Origin of the sequence: Flavobacterium sp. JLP (genome assembly GCF_015350755.1) — a bacterium.
Lineage (GTDB): Bacteria > Bacteroidota > Bacteroidia > Flavobacteriales > Flavobacteriaceae > Flavobacterium.
In genome coordinates, this window is record NZ_JADKPS010000003.1 from 148,073 (window position 1) to 167,188 (window position 19,116).

The 19,116-nt window shown below is 33.2% G+C and carries 20 protein-coding genes and 1 tRNA gene; 12 read left to right on the top strand and 9 right to left on the bottom strand.

Annotated elements, in window-relative coordinates; all coding sequences use genetic code 11:
- The first annotated feature begins 35 nt into the window (after positions 1-35).
- On the top strand, positions 36-281 hold the full coding sequence (locus IRZ83_RS10085; RefSeq protein ID WP_029272243.1) for a hypothetical protein: 246 nt from the start codon (positions 36-38) through the stop codon (positions 279-281).
- A 75-nt stretch (positions 282-356) separates the two neighbouring features.
- Here the strand turns inward: IRZ83_RS10085 and IRZ83_RS10090 are convergent, their stop codons facing one another.
- On the bottom strand, positions 357-809 hold the full coding sequence (locus IRZ83_RS10090; protein WP_194568491.1) for a DUF4442 domain-containing protein: 453 nt from the start codon (positions 807-809) through the stop codon (positions 357-359).
- 255 nt (positions 810-1,064) lie between these two features.
- Between IRZ83_RS10090 and IRZ83_RS10095 the strand changes: the two genes are divergently transcribed.
- The 5 genes from IRZ83_RS10095 (at position 1,065) to IRZ83_RS10115 (ending at position 5,416) form a co-directional block, all read left to right on the top strand.
- Positions 1,065-1,520: a DUF4870 domain-containing protein gene (locus IRZ83_RS10095; protein WP_194568493.1), complete on the top strand. Its 456-nt coding sequence runs from the start codon at positions 1,065-1,067 to the stop codon at positions 1,518-1,520.
- Positions 1,521-1,647: 127 nt separating this feature from the next.
- Positions 1,648-1,980 carry a PadR family transcriptional regulator gene (locus IRZ83_RS10100; RefSeq protein WP_017498072.1) on the top strand — a complete coding sequence of 111 codons (333 nt, stop codon included), beginning with the start codon at positions 1,648-1,650 and terminating at the stop codon, positions 1,978-1,980.
- Between the two features lie 2 nt (positions 1,981-1,982).
- Complete coding sequence (locus IRZ83_RS10105; protein ID WP_029272240.1) at positions 1,983-3,722, top strand: PspC domain-containing protein; 1,740 nt, start codon at positions 1,983-1,985, stop codon at positions 3,720-3,722.
- A gap of 11 nt (positions 3,723-3,733) precedes the next feature.
- Positions 3,734-4,468, top strand: coding sequence for a head GIN domain-containing protein (locus IRZ83_RS10110; protein WP_029272239.1), 735 nt, complete (start codon positions 3,734-3,736; stop codon positions 4,466-4,468).
- A gap of 84 nt (positions 4,469-4,552) precedes the next feature.
- Positions 4,553-5,416: a GIN domain-containing protein gene (locus IRZ83_RS10115; protein ID WP_317174561.1), complete on the top strand. Its 864-nt coding sequence runs from the start codon at positions 4,553-4,555 to the stop codon at positions 5,414-5,416.
- A gap of 119 nt (positions 5,417-5,535) precedes the next feature.
- Here IRZ83_RS10115 and trxB read toward each other — a convergent pair whose 3' ends face one another.
- Together trxB and IRZ83_RS10125 are read right to left on the bottom strand one after the other, a co-directional pair.
- On the bottom strand, positions 5,536-6,483 hold the full coding sequence (trxB, locus tag IRZ83_RS10120; protein WP_029272237.1) for a thioredoxin-disulfide reductase: 948 nt from the start codon (positions 6,481-6,483) through the stop codon (positions 5,536-5,538).
- 229 nt (positions 6,484-6,712) lie between these two features.
- Positions 6,713-6,787 (bottom strand) — tRNA-Pro (locus IRZ83_RS10125).
- 333 nt (positions 6,788-7,120) lie between these two features.
- Between IRZ83_RS10125 and IRZ83_RS10130 the strand changes: the two genes are divergently transcribed.
- The 6 genes from IRZ83_RS10130 (at position 7,121) to IRZ83_RS10155 (ending at position 12,483) form a co-directional block, all read left to right on the top strand.
- Positions 7,121-7,888 (top strand): ParA family protein, encoded by a 768-nt coding sequence (locus IRZ83_RS10130; protein ID WP_029272236.1) that lies wholly within the window; start codon positions 7,121-7,123, stop codon positions 7,886-7,888.
- A gap of 5 nt (positions 7,889-7,893) precedes the next feature.
- Positions 7,894-8,796, top strand: coding sequence for a ParB/RepB/Spo0J family partition protein (locus IRZ83_RS10135; RefSeq protein ID WP_029272235.1), 903 nt, complete (start codon positions 7,894-7,896; stop codon positions 8,794-8,796).
- Positions 8,796-9,356: a DUF5683 domain-containing protein gene (locus IRZ83_RS10140; protein WP_051662742.1), complete on the top strand. Its 561-nt coding sequence runs from the start codon at positions 8,796-8,798 to the stop codon at positions 9,354-9,356. The genes IRZ83_RS10135 and IRZ83_RS10140 overlap by 1 nt, the downstream gene beginning before the upstream one ends.
- Before the next feature lie 41 nt (positions 9,357-9,397).
- Complete coding sequence (gene dapB / locus IRZ83_RS10145; RefSeq protein WP_194568497.1) at positions 9,398-10,126, top strand: 4-hydroxy-tetrahydrodipicolinate reductase; 729 nt, start codon at positions 9,398-9,400, stop codon at positions 10,124-10,126.
- A gap of 68 nt (positions 10,127-10,194) precedes the next feature.
- Positions 10,195-11,775, top strand: a complete 1,581-nt coding sequence (lepB, locus tag IRZ83_RS10150) for a signal peptidase I (RefSeq protein WP_029272232.1) — start codon at positions 10,195-10,197, stop codon at positions 11,773-11,775.
- Between the two features lie 93 nt (positions 11,776-11,868).
- Positions 11,869-12,483, top strand: coding sequence for a WbqC family protein (locus tag IRZ83_RS10155; protein ID WP_029272231.1), 615 nt, complete (start codon positions 11,869-11,871; stop codon positions 12,481-12,483).
- 46 nt (positions 12,484-12,529) lie between these two features.
- On the opposite strand, the gene IRZ83_RS10160 is transcribed toward IRZ83_RS10155, so the two are convergent.
- The 6 genes from IRZ83_RS10160 to IRZ83_RS10185 all read right to left on the bottom strand — a co-directional run bounded on the left by IRZ83_RS10160 (position 12,530) and on the right by IRZ83_RS10185 (position 18,819).
- Positions 12,530-13,576 (bottom strand): endonuclease/exonuclease/phosphatase family protein, encoded by a 1,047-nt coding sequence (locus IRZ83_RS10160; protein ID WP_029272230.1) that lies wholly within the window; start codon positions 13,574-13,576, stop codon positions 12,530-12,532.
- Positions 13,577-13,594: 18 nt separating this feature from the next.
- Entirely contained in the window at positions 13,595-14,458 is an 864-nt protein-coding gene (locus tag IRZ83_RS10165; protein WP_194568499.1) for a rhomboid family protein, read from the bottom strand.
- Between the two features lie 44 nt (positions 14,459-14,502).
- Positions 14,503-15,252, bottom strand: coding sequence for a rhomboid family intramembrane serine protease (locus IRZ83_RS10170; protein ID WP_029272228.1), 750 nt, complete (start codon positions 15,250-15,252; stop codon positions 14,503-14,505).
- A complete protein-coding gene (gene mutL / locus IRZ83_RS10175) occupies positions 15,249-17,141 on the bottom strand; it encodes a DNA mismatch repair endonuclease MutL (RefSeq protein ID WP_029272227.1) in 1,893 nt (630 codons plus the stop codon). The genes IRZ83_RS10170 and mutL overlap by 4 nt, the downstream gene beginning before the upstream one ends.
- A gap of 221 nt (positions 17,142-17,362) precedes the next feature.
- Positions 17,363-17,935, bottom strand: coding sequence for a 6,7-dimethyl-8-ribityllumazine synthase (gene ribH, locus IRZ83_RS10180; protein WP_029272226.1), 573 nt, complete (start codon positions 17,933-17,935; stop codon positions 17,363-17,365).
- A 104-nt stretch (positions 17,936-18,039) separates the two neighbouring features.
- Positions 18,040-18,819 (bottom strand): tetratricopeptide repeat protein, encoded by a 780-nt coding sequence (locus IRZ83_RS10185; RefSeq protein WP_194568500.1) that lies wholly within the window; start codon positions 18,817-18,819, stop codon positions 18,040-18,042.
- Positions 18,820-19,116: the final 297 nt, after the last annotated feature.

A 19,116-nucleotide genomic window follows, 5' to 3' on the forward strand; every position in this document is an offset into this window, starting at 1 on the left:
TTTTCAAACAAAAAACAAAGAGTAAAACATACAAAATGACAAAAATAATCACAATTCTAACAATTGCATTATTTTCAATTGGAGTTAACGCACAAGATGCAAAAGTTGTAAAAAAAGAAGCCGCAAAAAAAGAGTCTTGCTGTTCTAAAAAAGCAACCGAAGCTAAAAAAATGACCGCTGCGGATATCGAAAAGTGTAAAGCAAAATGTAAAGCAGCCGGGAAAACATGCAATATGGATATTCCTAGAAAAGGTAAAGTAAGCTGTTGTGCAAAAGCATAATTAGATTTATTTCAACAAAAAAGACCTCAAATAATTTGAGGTCTTTTTTTATATTTAAAATTCTGAATCAGATAATTATTTCACACGAACACTCCATTCAAAATCCATTTCAGAAACTTGAACGCCCTTTTCATCCGTTCCTATAGATTTCATCCAGAAGGTCTGTCCCTCGCCTGTTTCAATTGTTTTCTTTATAGCATCAGCAATTAAATGCCCGTCATTACAAACAAAAGTTATTCTTCCGGTTGCTTTTTTGGTAAAGTTTCCTTTATTATTCGCTACTAGCATAGAAATTTTTCTGCCGCTTTCCTGAATTTGCGAAATCACCAATGCGCCAGTTGTTAATTCAGCCGCCATGGCCTGAACGGCAAAATACATTGAGTTAAACGGATTCTGATTTATCCATCTGTGTTTTACACTTACTACACATCTATCTTTGTCGATTGCTTTTACGCGCACCCCGCAAATGTATGCTGATGGTAATTTGAATAATACAAATTTATTGAGTTTAGAAACTGAAACTGCCATGTGATTTAATTTTTTATGTAAAATTACAAAAAAACTATGCACGCACAATAAATTGATTTGTTTTTACAAAAGACTCAATAAAATCAGCTATTCAGAATGATTTTCAGCTAATTATAATAGCAATCAAAACTTTAACATTGTTAAAATTTTGTTAATATTTGGTACTATGTAAAACAAGATACTGTCTTTTGGATATATATTTGCATAAGAAATTACTATATACTTTTAATCATGTAAACATCAACACCACTCATCATGGAAACAACATCAGAAAAGAACACTGCAACGTTCACGCATTTGAGTACATTAACTCAATACATCATTCCTTTTGGAAATTATATTTTTCCAATATTAATCTGGACGAGCTACAAAGACAAATCAGAATTTGTAAATCACCACGGAAAACAGACATTGAATTTTCAATTGAGCTTATTGCTTTACACTTTAGTTTTGGCTTTAATCGCAATACCGATTTTCTTAACTGTTTTTTTACAGAACATTCCGATGGAAGCTGTTTTTAACGACGAAAATTTCGTTATCAGAAATTTTGATTTTCAAGGAAATATTGGATTAATAAGTATTGGCCTGACAGCGGTTTTACTTTTTGGATTGCTGAAATTTGTTGAATTCTTTTTAGTGATTTATGCTTCGATAAAAGCGTCAAACGGAGAATTATATAAATATCCGCTTACGATTCCTTTTATAAAGTAATCAGTTAAAATTAAAAGTTATATACGAACAAAACCTGACCATCATCAGCATAGTTTCGAATCAATCATCAATCATCATCATCAATCAAAAAACGAATTGTTCAATCTAAAAAAAACAAAATGAAATTATGAACATTGAAAACACAAAAGCACAGATGCGCAAAGGTGTTCTTGAGTTTTGCATCTTATCTGTATTGAAAGAAAAAGACGCGTACACCTCAGAAATATTAGACACTTTAAAAAACGCAAAATTATTAGTTGTTGAGGGCACCGTTTATCCGCTCTTAACCCGATTGAAAAACGACGGTTTACTAAATTATCGCTGGGAAGAATCGACTTCAGGACCACCACGAAAATATTATGGATTAACCGAAATAGGACAAACATTTTTAAACGAACTTAGCGGCACTTGGACAGAATTGTCTGACGCTGTAAAACTAATCACCAATCAAAATCAATAGTCATGAACAAAACAGTAAATATAAACTTAGGAGGCATGTTTTTTCACATCGATGAAGATGCATACTTAAAATTAACGCGCTATTTTGACGCCATAAAACGATCACTTAACAGTTCATCTGGACAAGATGAAATCATTAAAGATATCGAAATGCGCGTTTCTGAATTATTAACAGAAAAACAAAAAAGCGAAAAACATGTTGTTGGACTGAAAGACGTTGACGAAGTGATTGCAGTGATGGGACAACCAGAAGACTACATTATTGAAGACGAGGAAAAAACAAATCAGTCTTTTAATGATTACGGTGCAAGAAAACACAAAAAATTATACCGTGATAAAGAGAAAGGAATGATTGGTGGTGTTGCAACTGGTTTAGGACATTATTTTGGAATCGACGCTGTTTGGATAAAAATCGTATTCTTAGTATTTGTGTTCGCAGGTTTTGGAACTGGAATTTTAGCTTATTTCGTTCTTTGGATTGTTACTCCAGAAGCTGTCACAACTTCTGAAAAACTAGAAATGACAGGGGAACCAGTAACAATTTCGAATATCGAAAAAAAGGTTCGTGAAGAACTTGAGTCATTATCTGACAAATTTAAAAATGCAGATTATGATGCAATGGGAAACCAAGTAAAGTCGGGAGCTGAGAGAATAAGTAGTTCATTTGGAGACTTTATTATGACGGTTTTTAAAATCTTCGCTAAATTTTTAGGCGTAATTTTAATCATGAGCGGTATCTCTACTTTGATTTTATTATTAATTGGAGTGTTTACTTTAGGAACAAATATCTTTATTGATTTTCCTTGGCAGAATTTTATTGAAGCCGGAAACTTTACACAATATCCTATTTGGTCATTTGGTTTATTAATGTTCCTTGTAGTTGGAATTCCGTTCTTCTTTTTAACGCTTTTAGGTTTCAAATTGTTATCTCCAAACTTAAAATCTATCGGGAATATTACAAAATATACTTTGTTGGCTATTTGGATTATAGCAGTTGCAATTGCGATCAGTATTGGAATCAAACAAGCAACTGAAATTTCATACGACAACAAAACGATCGAGAAAAAAGCAATAGGGATTACTGCAAAAGACACTTTGTATGTGAAATTTAGATACAATGATTATTATGCAAAAGACTTGGATCACCATAGAGAATTTGAATTTGTTCAGGATTCAGCAAATCATCAATTAATCTACTCAAACGACGTTCGTTTGCATGTATTGCATACTGATGAAAAGACTCCTTATTTGCAGATTGAGAAAACAGCAAGAGGAAATTCTTTTATAGCTGCAAAACAAAGAGCTGAAAAAATAGATTATAAATTTCAGATAAATGGAAATCATTTAGTACTTGATAATTATTTTTTAACAGATGTAAAAAATAAGTTTAGAGGTCAAGAAGTTGATGTATATTTGTACTTGCCAGAAGGCCAATTATTTAAACCAGATGCATCTGTACAAGATTACGATGACTCTGATAATGATTTTTTCAACCTGCACTTTAGCGGTGATTACAACTATAAAGTAGAAGGTTCTAAAATAAAATGCTTGAATTGTCCAGCAGATGAAGATGATCATGGAGATGTAGACTATGACAGCGATGATACTGAAGTTAACACAATTGACAATGATACTGTCAAAGAAGTTTCGATTAAAATAAACGGAAAAGAAGTTTTAAACGGAAAAAAAACTAAAGGAAAGCTAACCACTGATAAAAACGGAGTTATAATCAAAATCAACTAAAAACTAAAGCCATGATTAAAATAATTATTCATATTACGAAATTTATTATTGCAACTGTTATCGCATTATTGTTTGCCTCATGTAATTTTAACGTGAACTCAATTAAAGGCAGCGGCAATGTTACAACTGAAAAAAGAATTGTTGAAGGTGACTTTAAAAATGTATCCGTAAGCAATGCAATCGAGGTTGAAATCATCCAATCTGATTCGACTGAAATTATTGTTGAAGCGGATGATAATCTACAAAAAGAGATTATAACAAAAGTAGAAAACGGAACTTTGATCATTAAATGCAAATTCAGTTCTTTTAGAGATGTTACAAAGAAAAAGGTGACTGTAAAAATGCCTATTATTGATAAATTAGAAGCGTCAAGCGCAGCATCTGTACAAAGCAAAAATGTACTTCAAGGACAAGATATAGATCTAGAAACTTCAAGCGCAGCTACAATGGATGTAAATATAGAATCGGATAATATTACTGCTGATTCTGGAAGTGGAAGCTCAATTAATATTGAAGGAAAAGCATTAAAAATCAAAACTTCAGCCTCTAGTGGCGCAAGCATTAATGCACAAAAATTACTTGCAAATGATGTACATGCAGAAGCATCAAGCGGCGGAAGCGTAAATGTGCATCCTATTGTAAGTTTGAAAGCAGAAGCATCAAGCGGCGGAAACATCAATTATGATACAACTCCTAAAACAATTGAAAAAACTTCAAATTCAGGAGGAACCATCAGCCAAGAATAACAAACATATCTGTTAAATATAAAGAAAATCATTCATCAAAAGTGGATGATTTTTTTATATTTGTCAAAATCAAATCTAGAATTAATGAAAAATAGTATTGCCTTACTCCTATTATTAGTTACCACATTAACTTTTGCACAAAAAAGAGAAAAAGTAAAAGGAACTAAAATTGTAACAACTTCTATAAAAGAAGTCGGAAGTTTTGATGCCATCGAAGTCGATGATAATTTAGAAGTTTACTTAGAACTTGGAGAAAAAAATGAAATTAAAATTGAAGCAGATGACAATCTTCATGAGATAATCGGGATGGATTTAAGAGAAAAAACACTTCGCCTTTATACTTCAAAAGAAAGTACAATTTTCAAAAAATTGGCTGTACATGTTACTTATACAGGTTCACTAAACAAAGTAATTGCAAAAAATGACGCTGTTATTTATGCCATTCAGGAACTAAAGCTAGATGATATTACTTTTAACAGTGTTGATTACTCAAAATTATATCTGAATGTTAATTCAAAAAAATTCAGTTTAATTGCAGATGACAAATCAAAATCCGAAATCAACTTAAAAGCTGACGAAGCTGCTTTGCAATTGAGCAAAAATGCGACTATCAAATCATTAGTTTCTGCCATAAAATTCAAATGCGATTTGTATCAAAAATCCAATGCGACTTTAGAGGGAATTGCAGAGAAAGCAACTATTCGTTTAGATAATAATTCGGTTTTCACTGGAACAAAATTTACTTTGAAAGAGGCAAATGTTACTGCTGAAGGTGCTGCAATGGCTGTCATTTTAGGCGAAACTTCTATTTCAATCGCTGTTGGAGACAAAGCAGAGCTTTCATTGTTTGGTGATCCAAAAATTGAACTGACGCGTTTTAGCGAAGAAGCAAAATTGATCAAGAAACCAGGAGGAATGAAAACAAAAACGGCGACAACAACTTTATAAGAATATAGCACTTAAAGATGTACAAATAAAAAAGTCCTATTCAAATAAGAATAGGACTTTTTACTTTTATAACGTTCAAAGTTCAGCTCTTAACAAAACCTGAAACCTTAAAACAATTATTATTCTTTAGAAGCTAAATAACGTTCAGCATCAAGCGCCGCCATACATCCTGTCCCTGCAGCAGTAATAGCTTGACGATATACATGATCAGCAGCATCACCAGCTACAAAAACGCCATCAACATTTGTATTAGATCTTCCTGGAGTATTTATGATATAACCAGTTTCATCAAGAGTGATGTAATCTTTAAAAATATCTGTATTTGGTTTGTGGCCAATCGCAACAAAAAATCCAGTTGCTGGAATTTCGATAACTGTTCCTGTAGTTTTATTTAATGCTTTAATAGCGTGCACAACTTGATTATCACCTAAAACTTCAACAGTATCGTGATTCATTAAAATCTCAATATTTTCAGTTTTGCGAACGCGTTCTTCCATAATTTTAGAAGCTCTGAATTTTTCGCTTCTTACCAGCATCGTTACTTTTTTACAAAGTTTAGATAAGTAATGTGCCTCTTCACAAGCAGAATCTCCTGCACCAACAATTACAACTTCTTGATTGCGGTAGAAAAATCCGTCGCAAACAGCACAAGCAGAAACTCCTCCGCCCATTTGCAGATAATGCTGTTCTGAAGGCAAGCCTAAATATTTAGCCGAAGCACCTGTCGAAATGATAACAGTTTCGCAGTGTAATTCGATTGAATCGTTAATCCAAACTTTATGAATATCTCCTGAAAAATCAACTTTTGTAGCCCAGCCGTCACGAATATCAGCACCAAAACGTTTTGCTTGCTCCTGTAACTGAACCATCATTTCAGGTCCTGTAACGCCATCAACATAACCCGGAAAATTTTCTACTTCGTTAGTTGTAGTCAATTGACCACCAGGCTGCATTCCTTGATATAATACTGGATTCATGTTTGCTCTGGCTGCATAAATTGCTGCAGTATAACCTGCAGGACCAGAACCTATAATAAGGCATTTAATTTTTTCGATTGTATCTGACATAATATAGTTATATTAATAATTTGATGGTGCAAAAGTAAGTTTTTATTGTTGGAAAAAAGAACTCCGTTAATCAGTTTTTGCTATTCTAAAATAGAGAATATCAAATAAGCCAAAAAAGAAAAACAGGTGTTTTTTGTCTAACTATTATTCTGTTGATCATTTAAAGATAAAGAATATCAAACAGTCTAAAATAAAAAAAGTCTTTTCAACTAAATGAAAAGACTTTTTGTCGGGGTGGCAGGATTCGAACCTGCGGCCTCCTGCTCCCAAAGCAGGCGCGATAACCGGGCTACGCTACACCCCGAAAGCGGGTGCAAATATATAACTATTTTTTGCTTATCCAAAACAATTTAAGAAATAAGAAATATTTTTATTTCAGCCAAAAAATTAATGCCAAAAGAAAGGACAGGATTTAAAATTCGCATTAGCAGATTTAAATTCTAAAATGGCTCTTTTTTTTCATAAATTTAAGATTAAACACAACAAAAATTTGCTGGTATTTTTTGAAATAACAAAAATAAAAATCAGTAAAACACGCACAAAACAACGGCTTCCCAAAGTTTAGCAAATGTTAACAAAATAGATTTTCAGAAACCATAAATAATTGTATTTTTACGGTTCAAAATTCAGAAAATAAATGGGCAAAATCATTGCGATTGCTAATCAAAAAGGAGGCGTTGGAAAAACTACTACATCGGTAAATCTTGCAGCCTCATTAGGTGTTTTAGAAAAGAAAGTATTATTGATTGATGCTGATCCTCAGGCAAATGCTACGTCTGGTCTTGGGATTGACGTAGAATCTGTTGAAATCGGCACTTATCAAATACTTGAACATAGTCACACCCCAAAAGAAACTATTGTTCAGTGTTCAGCTCCAAATGTTGATGTGATACCTGCTCACATTGACCTTGTTGCCATCGAAATCGAATTGGTTGATAAAGAAAACAGAGAATATATGCTTAAAAAAGCATTAGAAAGCGTAAAAGACGAATATGATTATATCATCATCGACTGTGCTCCTTCTCTTGGTCTATTAACCTTAAATGCTTTAACAGCGGCTGATTCTGTAGTTATTCCTATTCAATGCGAATATTTCGCTCTTGAAGGGTTAGGAAAATTATTGAACACCATAAAAAGTATTCAAAAAATACACAACCCAGATCTTGACATTGAAGGATTATTACTTACAATGTACGATTCTAGATTACGTTTGTCAAATCAGGTTGTCGAAGAGGTTCAAAAACACTTTAACGATATGGTTTTTGATACCGTTATTCAGCGAAATGTAAAATTAAGCGAGGCTCCAAGTTTTGGCGAAAGCATCATTAATTATGACGCAACCAGCAAAGGAGCAGTTAATTACATTAACTTAGCTCAAGAAATTATAAAGAAAAACAGTAAATAGTTTTTATGACAAAAGCAATTAAAAAACAAGCCTTAGGAAGAGGATTATCGGCATTATTAAAAGATCCGGAAAACGACATTACATCAGTAGAAGACAAAAATGCTGACAAGGTTGTTGGAAATATCATTGAGCTTGAAATAAGTGCTATAGAAATAAATCCGTTTCAGCCTAGAAGCAATTTTAATGAAGAATCATTACGCGAGTTAGCCACTTCTATTAAAGAACTTGGTGTGATCCAGCCTATTACTGTTCGTAAATTAGATTTCAACAAATACCAGTTAATTTCTGGAGAGCGCCGTTTGCGCGCTTCTACTTTAGTTGGCTTAACCCATGTTCCTGCTTATATTCGTATTGCAAATGATAATGAGTCGCTGGTTATGGCTTTGGTTGAAAATATTCAGCGTCATGACTTAGACCCTATAGAAATTGCACTTTCGTACCAGCGTTTAATTGATGAAATTCAATTAACTCAAGAACAAATGAGTGAGCGCGTTGGAAAAAAGCGTTCTACAATTGCTAACTATTTACGTCTATTAAAACTAGATCCGATTATTCAAACTGGAATTCGTGACGGTTTTATCAGTATGGGCCACGGTAGAGCAATCATCAATATTGAAGATTTAGACATTCAAACCGATATCTATCAAAAAATCGTAAGTCAAAATTTATCTGTACGTGAAACAGAGACCTTAGTTAAAAATTATCATGAAAGCTTAAAACCAAAAACAGAAGGAAAGCCAAAAGCTGATTCTTCATTTGTGGTTAAAGAAACGCAAAAGAACACTTTCAACGATTATTTTGGTGCGAAAGTTGATGTAAAAGTCGCAGGCAACGGAAAAGGAAAAATTACAATTCCTTTTAATTCTGAAGCCGACTTTAATAGAATTATAAAATTAATAAACGGATAGTGAATAAGATTGTCCCCATAAGTCTATTGTTCTTTCTCATAGGAACCGTTTCTCTTTTTGCTCAGGCAAAAACAGACGCGGTTTTGGTCGCTAAAGACACCACTAAGATGGAAGAAATAGACCCGCTTACACCAGCAAAAGCAGCATTCTATTCTGCAATTTTGCCAGGTCTGGGCCAAGCATACAATAAAAAATACTGGAAAATCCCGCTAGTTTACGGAGCAATCGGAACCAGTCTTTATTTTTACATCGATAATAACAAAAAATACCACGATTATCGAGACGCTTACAAACGCAGATTAGAAGGCTACAATGATGATAAATACGAGTTTCTAGATGATAGCCGACTTATTGCCGGTCAAAAATTTTATCAGAGAAACAGGGATTTATCAGCCTTATTCGTCGTAGGGTTTTATGCTTTAAACATCATAGACGCCAATGTTGATGCCGCTTTGATTCAATTTAACGTAAACGAAAGATTATCACTTCGTCCAGAAATTTATCCCAACGATGTAACGTTTAAACCAAATGTTGGACTAACTTTTAATTACACTTTTTAAATAGCTTTTCATGCTATTTAAAATTCAAAAAAAAATACAAAATGAAAATTGCGCTTTTAGGATATGGAAAAATGGGGAAAGTAATTGAACGAATTGCTTTAGAAAGAGGTCATGAAATTGTCTTAAAAAAAGACGAATCTAACACTTATGAAGGACTTTCGACAGCTGATGTAGCAATTGATTTTAGCGTTCCTACTGCCGCCGTTGACAACATTTCTAACTGTTTTCACGCAAATGTTCCTGTAGTTTCCGGAACAACGGGATGGTTAGAGCATTTTGATGAAATGGTTGCACTTTGCAACGAAAAAAAGGGAGGATTCATTTCTAGTTCAAATTTTAGTTTAGGAGTTAATATTTTCTTTGAATTGAATGAATATTTAGCTAAAATAATGGCACAATTCGATTCATATAAAGTAACGATGGAAGAAATTCATCATACTCAAAAACTAGATGCTCCAAGCGGAACTGCAATTTCTTTGGCAAAAGGCGTTATCGAAAACAGCAACTATACAAATTGGACATTAGATCAAGCTGCAGCAAATGACCAGAGCGATAGCGAACAGGCGAAGCAAATTTATATTGAAGCAAAAAGAATCGGCGACGTTCCCGGAACACACACTGTAACTTACGATTCTGCTGTAGACAGTATTGAATTAAAACACACTGCACACAATCGTGAAGGATTTGCTCTTGGAGCTGTTATTGCTGCTGAATGGCTTGTTGGAAAAACAGGTATTTACAGCATGAAAGATGTATTAAACTTAAAATAATCAGATTAAGGTTTAGGCTTATTTTAAAAATCAAATAACCTGAAACCTGAAACTTTAAACAACATATTATGACACTATATCTTTGGTTTGTTTTTTTCTTAGCCGTTCAGGTAATTCATTTTATCGGAACTTGGAAATTGTACCAAGCAGCAGGAAGAAAAAGCTGGGAAGCAGCGATTCCTGTATATAACTCAATAGTTTTAATGAAAATAATTGGCCGACCAACTTGGTGGACTTTATTGCTTTTTATTCCGATTATCAATCTAATAATGTTTCCGGTTGTTTGGGTAGAAACTTTAAGAACTTTTGGTAAAAAATCAACTTTAGATACTTTCCTTGGAATATTTACTCTAGGATTTTATATCTATTATGTAAATTATACTCAGAAATTAGAATACAACGCAAACCGAAAACTGACTCCAGAAAATAAAACTGCAGACACCATAAGTTCGTTGCTTTTTGCGATTATCGTAGCAACTTTAGTACATACATACATAGTACAGCCTTATACAATTCCGACATCCTCGTTAGAAAAATCACTATTAATTGGTGACTTTTTATTCGTGAGCAAAGTAAATTACGGACCAAGAGTTCCTATGACGACTGTTGCATTACCAATGGTTCATGACTCTATACCATTAACAAAAAGAAAATCATACTTAAGCTGGCCACAATTGCCCTATTTTAGATTGCCAGCACTAGAAAAAATAAAACGTTGCGACATTGTTGTTTTTAACTGGCCAGCAGATACTGTTCATTATTTCTATGAGCCAAAAGGAAGACCAGGTGTTATAAAACCAATTGACAAAAGATCAAATTACGTAAAAAGATGTGTTGGTATTCCTGGAGACAGCTTATCAATTAAAGATGGTTATGTTTTTATCAATGGAAAAAAATTAGTTTTGCCAGAAAGAGCTAAACCTCAGTATTCTTATACTGTTGCTTTAGACGAAAAAACGCCAATTGATTTTGAAACAATTTTCAAAGAATTAGACATTACTGATCGTGCAGGTTTCAGAACTGAAATGGATGCTGCAGGAAACACAATCCAAAAAAGAGATACACTTTATTTAGGAGCATTAACTGAAGCTGGAGCTGAAAGATTTAAAAATACTCCTGGCGTTACTGCAGTAATCAGAAAAATTGATAAAGGAAACGACAATGCAATTTACCCTCATATCAATAAATGGAGCCAAGACAACATGGGTCCTATTTATATTCCTGAAGCAGGAAAAACGGTAGCTTTGACAAATGAATCTTTGCCTTTCTATAAAGAAATCATTACCAATTATGAAGGAAACACACTAGAGTTACAAGGTTCTAAATTTTTAATTAATGGAAAACCAACAACTACTTACACCTTCAAACAAAATTACTATTGGATGATGGGAGACAACCGTCATAACTCTGAAGACAGCCGTTACTGGGGTTACGTTCCTGAAAACCACATTGTAGGAAAGCCCGTTTTTATTTGGATGAGCTGGGATACAAACGGAAAAGGCATTAACAAAGTTCGTTGGGATAGAGTTTTTACTACTGTTGATGGCGAAGGTCAACCTCAATCTTACTTTAAATACTTCTTAATTCTGCTTGCCGCTTATTTTGTTGGTGAGTATTTCTGGAAAAAAAGAAAAGAAAATAAAGCATAAATAAAATAAGTTATTTTTGTTTCAGGTTTCAAGTTTCAGGTTTTGTAAAAACTTGAAACTTGAAACCTGAAACTTTTAAACAAAAATAAAATCATGAACTCCCTATTACTTCCTACTTATTTTCCATCGATTAGTCACTTTGCAGTTATGGCGCAATCTGAAAATATAACTTTTGAAATGGAAGATAATTTTCAGAAACAGACCAATAGAAACCGTACTTACATCTATAGTCCGAATGGGATTCAATTATTAAATATTCCGGTTAAACATTCAAAAGCAGCGCATCAGAAAACAAAAGACGTTTTGATTGAAAATGAATTTGATTGGCAAAAACAACACTTCAAATCCTTAGAAGCAGGCTATAGGAGCTCTCCTTTCTTTGAATTTTTTGAAGATGATATTCGACCTGTTTTCGAAAAAAAACACACTTTCTTAATGGATTTAAATATGGAAGTCTTAGACATTGTTACAAAATGCTTAAGAATGAAATTAGAATTCAGCAAAACAACAGAATACTTCGTAGATGCTCAAAAAATGACCGATTTTAGAAGTTTGGCAAATGGAAAAAAAGATCCTAATACATTCGAAAAATACACTCAGGTATTTGATGACAAACATGGATTTATAAACAATTTAAGCGTCTTAGACTTACTTTTTAATGAAGGTAAATTTGCAATGGATTATTTAAAAGCGCAGAAAATAGTATAAATTATTTTGGGAATTTAGATTTCCATTATTGGAATTCCAATTAAATTTACTCCATTGAAAGCCTTGTCATAATTGGATAATGATCTGAATTTTCGAAATCTGAAAAACTTTCAAATTGTTTTACTTTCATTTTACTATCCGAAAAAATATAATCAATTCGCGCTGGATAATAGCGGAATTTATACGTTGCTCCAAAACCTTCTCCTGCTTCTTCAAAAGTATCTTTTAGTTTTCCTTTTATATTTCGGTAAACATATGAAAACGGACTGTTATTCATGTCTCCACAAATTATAATAGGATTTTTGCATTCTTTTATATTTTCCTTAAATATTTCAGCCTGCTCTTGCTGTTGCCTAAATCCTTTGCTTATTCGGGTATAGATAAGCTGTGACTTACGCTGATTTACATTGTCAATATCATCAGAAATTTCATTTACATCAGGTGAAATCTTTATAGACTGCAAGTGCATATTATAAACACGAATGATGTCTTTTCCGCGTTTTATATCAGCGTAAATTACATTGTTATCCGAATTTGGGAAAATGATATTTCCTTCATATAAAATAGGAAATTTTGAAAAAATAGCCTGGCCAGTTTTAATCTTGTTTCCATCAATAAAAATATAGCGGTGCGGATATACTTTTAAATCAATATGCGCCGAGTTTGAATATTCTTGAATACATAAAATATCAGGATCTTTTTCGTCTATAAAAGCTTTAATATTAGACGGAATATCATCACGATCCAACCATTTGAAAACATTAAAAAGACGCACGTTATAACTCATGATTGAGAAATCTTTTTCGTCTTTAACATATTCTTTAGCCGAAAATTTATAAAACTTGCTGATAAACGTAATTCCAGTCAGCAATACTAATCCAGATAAAATAAGACGCTTTTTAAACTGAATAGCCCAGTAGACAAAAAACAAGCCATTTAGCACAAAAAAAGCAGGCATAAACAGCGTAAGCACCGATAAAAGCGGAAAGCTCTTAGGTGCTAAGAAGGGCAAAATATAGATACTAAATGTCAGTACAGTAAGCACTATATTCAAAAAGAACATTATCTTATTAAACCACGAAAGGTTTTTCATATTTTTTTGCTAAAAGGATTATTTTCCAGCTTTAAATAAAAACTCTTTTTCTTCTTTTGTTAAACAATCATAGCCAGACTGGCTTATTTTGTCTAAAATCTCATCAATTTGCTGTTGCGTTTTATCTTTCGTAACAATTCTTGATGCAACTCTTTCAGTAGGTTTTTTGTAATTCTTATGAACTTTTGTGAATGGGGTCGAAGGGGATTTTTTAAATAGATTAGCAAAGAAATCTAACGTTCTGGAGATTAAAATACTCAAATCAGTTCCGTTTTGAAGTGATTTCATATAAATAAATCCAAACAATGCTCCAGCCAAATGCGAAATATGCCCGCCTGTATTATCTAAGCGAAGCTGCATTAAATCTAAAATTAAAATTACAGCTGTAATGTGCCAAAGCTTAACATTTCCTAGAAACATCAAACGCACATCCATTAAAGGCTGATAGGTAGTTACTGCTGCTAAAATTGCCATAATTGCAGCAGAAGCTCCAACTATAGGAGCAGAAAGATTTAAAAAATAATAACTCAATGCAAAGGTAACTCCTGAAAAAATGGCTCCCAAGATATACAATCCTAAATATTGTTTTTGAGTAAAAAAAGTTAGAAATAAATTACTTGCAAAATTCAAAACCATCATATTAAAAAACAAATGCAAAAATGACGAATGAAAAAATGCATAGGTTAAAAATGTCCAAGGCTTAAATAAAAATACATTTGGATCTGAAGACAAAGATAGCCAGCTTGGATAATCGAAACCACCGCCAGAATATTGATAGAAAAAAACTAATGCAATCAGGAAACACGCAATGTTCCAGTAAATGACACGCATTGCTATACCTCCTAACTTATATTGTAATTTTAAATCGTCAAGAATATTCATAAATGCTTTTTTGGTTTTTGTTGTTCAGATAATAAAATTAAAAATTAATTCCAACGATTACTATTAAACTGATTTTTTTTCCAGTACCACATAATTAAAAAACCTGTTAATGCTCCGCCAATGTGAGCAAAATGTGCAATACCAGTACCTCCGCTTCCAAATAACGAACTTCCTTTAAATCCTAAAAATAGATCAACAGCTAAAATACCGGGAACAAAATATTTAGCTTTAATAGGAATCGGAATAAACATTAACGCCAATTCTGCATTAGGGAACATAAAAGCAAATGCGGTTAATAATCCATAGATAGCTCCAGAAGCTCCGACAACTGTGCCAATATAAGCATCTGTAAAACTATTAAATTGCGAAACAGAAACTAGTTCCTGCCATCTTGTATCTATTTTTCCTTCACTTAAAAGTTTTAAAATCTCATCTTTTTGATATCCATTAGCCATCAAAGTACTTAATGTATCCTGAAAAGAATAATAATTCACCGCTGTATGCAATAACGCAGAACCCAACCCACAAGAAATGTAAAAAAACAAGAATTTTTTACCGCCCCAGAAATGTTCTAATGCTGATCCAAAAGAAACCATAGCAATCATATTGAAGGCAATATGCATAATACCGCCATGCATAAACATATGTGTTATTGGCTGCCAAGCTCTGAAATTTGGGTTTTCAGGAAAAAACATAGCCAAATATTCATAAGATACCGGCACTAATTGTGAGCCAATAAAAAATATAATATTAATTATCAATAATTGTTTTACTACGGGAGTCATGTTCATCATATGGCAAACTTTTTATCTATATCTTCAACACGCATCGTGATGAAGGTAGGTTTTTGAAAAGGTGAAATATTTGGATCTTTACAGGCAAACAATCCGTTTACTAAATTATCTTGTTCTTTTTCGGTTAAATAAGAGCCTGTTTTAACCGCTAAACTTTTTGCCATCGATTTGGCAATTGTATCATTCTGGCTGTAACTGCTTGCCGGAATTCCGTCTTGCAAATCACTCAATAACTGTTCGATTACCATTGAAACTTCACTTTCAGTAATATTTACAGGAATTCCTGAAATGACAATATGATCTGTCTGAGCTTCTTCAAAAACAAAACCTGTTGTTTCTAATGAAGGTTTTAATTCTTCAATTAATGTCATTTCATCTGAAGAGTAAAATAAATTCAGAGGAAACAGCAATTGCTGGCTTGAAGCTTGATTTACCGTCATATTCAGCAAAAACTGCTCGTATAGAATACGCTGATGCGCACGTTGCTGATCGACAATAACCATTCCTGATTTTATAGGCGAAACAATATATTTTTTATGAATTTGATACGTTCCCTGACTTGCTTGTTCAACTTCATTATCATTAAATAAGGACGAAGTTACTTCTTCATTTTCAAAAGTAAAAGGTGAACTTTCGATATTTTCTGTATCCAAACCAACGTACAAACTTTCCCAGCTTGCTGTAGGTTCTACTCTTTTCGAATATCCTGAATAAGAATTTGATCCAGAACTAAAACCAGATCCTGAACTTGCTTTAGAATAATGCTGATTTGTTTTGTCGTCTGTAAACGGATTAAATGTTCCGTCAACTTGGATTGTTGGTGTTTCAGCTTCTAAATCTTTATAATGATATGGTGTGTCTAAATTTGCATCACGATCAAAATCTAGAACAGGTGCAACATTAAACTGACCCAAACTATGCTTGATCGAAGCTCTTAAAATAGCATACAAAGCCTGTTCATCATCAAACTTAATTTCTGTTTTAGTTGGATGAATATTGATATCAATAGTATTTGGCGGTACTTGCAGGTATAAAAAATAACTTGGCTGCGAACCATCTTTCAAAAGTCCGTCATATGCTGCCATAACGGCATGATGCAGATAACCGCTTTTAATAAAACGGTCGTTTACAAAAAAGAACTGTTCACCCCTGTTTTTCTTAGCGAATTCAGGTTTGCACACAAATCCTTGAACATTTATAATCTCAGTATCTTCATTAACCGGAACTAATTTTTCATTTGTTTTGCCGGCAAACATCCCCACAACGCGCTGACGATAACCTGCAGCAGGCAAATTATACATTTCGCTTCCGTTATGATAAAATGTAAAATGAATGTTAGGATGCGCCAAAGCAACACGCTGGAATTCATCCATTACATGTCGAAATTCAACTGTATCTGATTTTAAAAAATTACGTCTAGCCGGAATATTAAAAAACAAGTTTTTAACTGCAAATGAAGTTCCTTTTGGCAAAACAGCAACTTCTTGAGAAACAAATTTACTTCCTTCGATTATAATGTGAGTTCCGAGTTCTTCTTGATCTTGCTTGGTTTTCATTTCCATATGGGCAATTGCCGCAATAGATGCCAAAGCTTCTCCTCGAAAACCTTTGGTACATAATGAAAATAAATCTTCAGCCTGACGGATTTTTGAAGTCGCATGACGCTCAAAACACAAACGCGCATCTGTCACACTCATTCCCATACCATTATCAATAACCTGAACTAATGATTTTCCGGCATCTTTAATAATCAATTTAATGTCGGTTGCTTTTGCATCAACAGCATTTTCTAAAAGCTCTTTCACAACCGAAGCAGGTCTTTGAACCACTTCTCCAGCGGCAATTTGATTAGCAACGTGATCAGGAAGTAATTGAATAATACTCGACATTAAAAAATTTGGGTTAAGGGTTGCCCTTCAATTCTAAACAGAAAAAATCTGTAAAAATCTCTGGTTTATTTATTCATTCATTTCTGGTTTTTTAAAACCAAGGTGTACAAATTTAATGAATTTCTCTTGGGTTTTTGAATAACTGTCATCATAAAAAAAACAAAAAACCTGTACTATTTTGCAAAGTACAGGTTCTTAGTATTTTTAAAACAAATGTTGTTTTATTCTTTCTCAATCTTTCTTGGTGTTTCCTCAATCTGAATTGCTCCTGAAGCCAATAAAGGCTGATTAAACGGATGCGACATTGAAGCCTGCTGACGAATATAAGCCATTTTGATTGCCGCAATTGCTGCTTCAGTTCCTTTGTTTCCGTGAATTCCTCCACTTCTGTCAATTGACTGCTGCATCGTATTATCTGTCAGCACACAAAAAATAACCGGAATATCAGTCTGAACGTTCAAATCTTTAATTCCTTGTGTAACGCCTTCACAAACAAAATCAAAATGTTTAGTTTCTCCTTGGATAACGCATCCAATTACAATAACTGCATCTACATTTTGCGTCTGCAACATTTTTTTTGCCCCATAAATCAGTTCAAAACTCCCTGGAACATTCCAGCGAATAATTTGCTGAGCTGGAACATCACAATCAATTAAGGCATCAAAAGCGCCATTGTAAAGTCCTTCTGTTATATTTTCATTCCATTCAGAAACAACAATCCCAAATCGAAAGTCTTTCGCATTTGGGATCGTGTTTTTATCGTATTCTGATAAATTTTTATTTTCGGTAGCCATCTGTACTATTTTAGATTTTTGATTTTACATTCAGATTGTAAAAATACAAATCTATCCCGAAATTTCGGTACTAAATCTATTCCGAAGCGTCGGAACTAAAATTTTTATTGCGCTAATCCAATCAATGCATCAACAGAAGCTGCTTCTGGAGTTGCGTCGTAGTTTTCTTTAATATCTGTTAAATATTTCAAAGCATCTTCTTTTTGACCTAAAGCCAATGCCGTTTTTCCAGCTTTTAATAAGAAACGAGGTGTTGTAAAATCGTTTTTGTTAGATTCAGCTGCTTTTACATAATAATCTAAAGCCTCTTTTTGCTGATTTTTTTGAGAATAAGCATCTCCAATTGCCCCTTTTGCTAATGCACTTAAAATTAAATCATCAGATTTAAATTCACCTAGATATTTAATTGCATCATCAAATTTACCTGTATTCAAATATGCCATACCAGCATAGTAGTTTGCTAGATTTCCAGCGTCAGTTCCAGAATATTCTTCAGCAATTTTTACGAATCCGAATTTTCCTTCGGAACCATTTAATGCTAATTTGTATAATGAATCGCTAGCTACACCATCAGTAGCTTTTTGAAAGTTTTGTTGAGCAACAAACATTTCGTTTGCAGCTTCGTCTTGCTTAGGAGCTTCTATAAATTTTTGGTAAGCTAAATATCCAATAGTAGCAATTGCAATACCAGCAACTAAACCAATAATGATTTTTTGATTTTTAGCCACCCAATCCTCAGTTCTTGAAGCAGTTTCATCTAATTTAGAAAAAACACCAGCTGTTGTACTGTCTTTTTCATCAATTACTACCTGTTGTTCTTCATTTACTTCTTTAACTTCCTTTTCCTTTGGTGTCTTATATCCTCTTTTATTGTAAGTAGCCATTTAAAATTAATTTAGTGAACGGCAAAAATAAAATTTTTATTGAAACTGAAGTAAAAAAAATCAATTTTATATCTATTTTAGAAAAAATAATTTCAATAGTCGTAACTGCTTTCGCTTGAGCAGTAAAATAATTCATGTAGAAACGCGCTAAAAGCCTTTTATATCGATAATTTTCGATAATTTGCACCCTCAAATTTTTGCTGTTTAAAACTTGACTTTTTCTAGGCTAGAACCACAATTTTAGCCACATATTTCACAGATCAACACTGATTAAACCTATATTTCAAAAGAAAACGT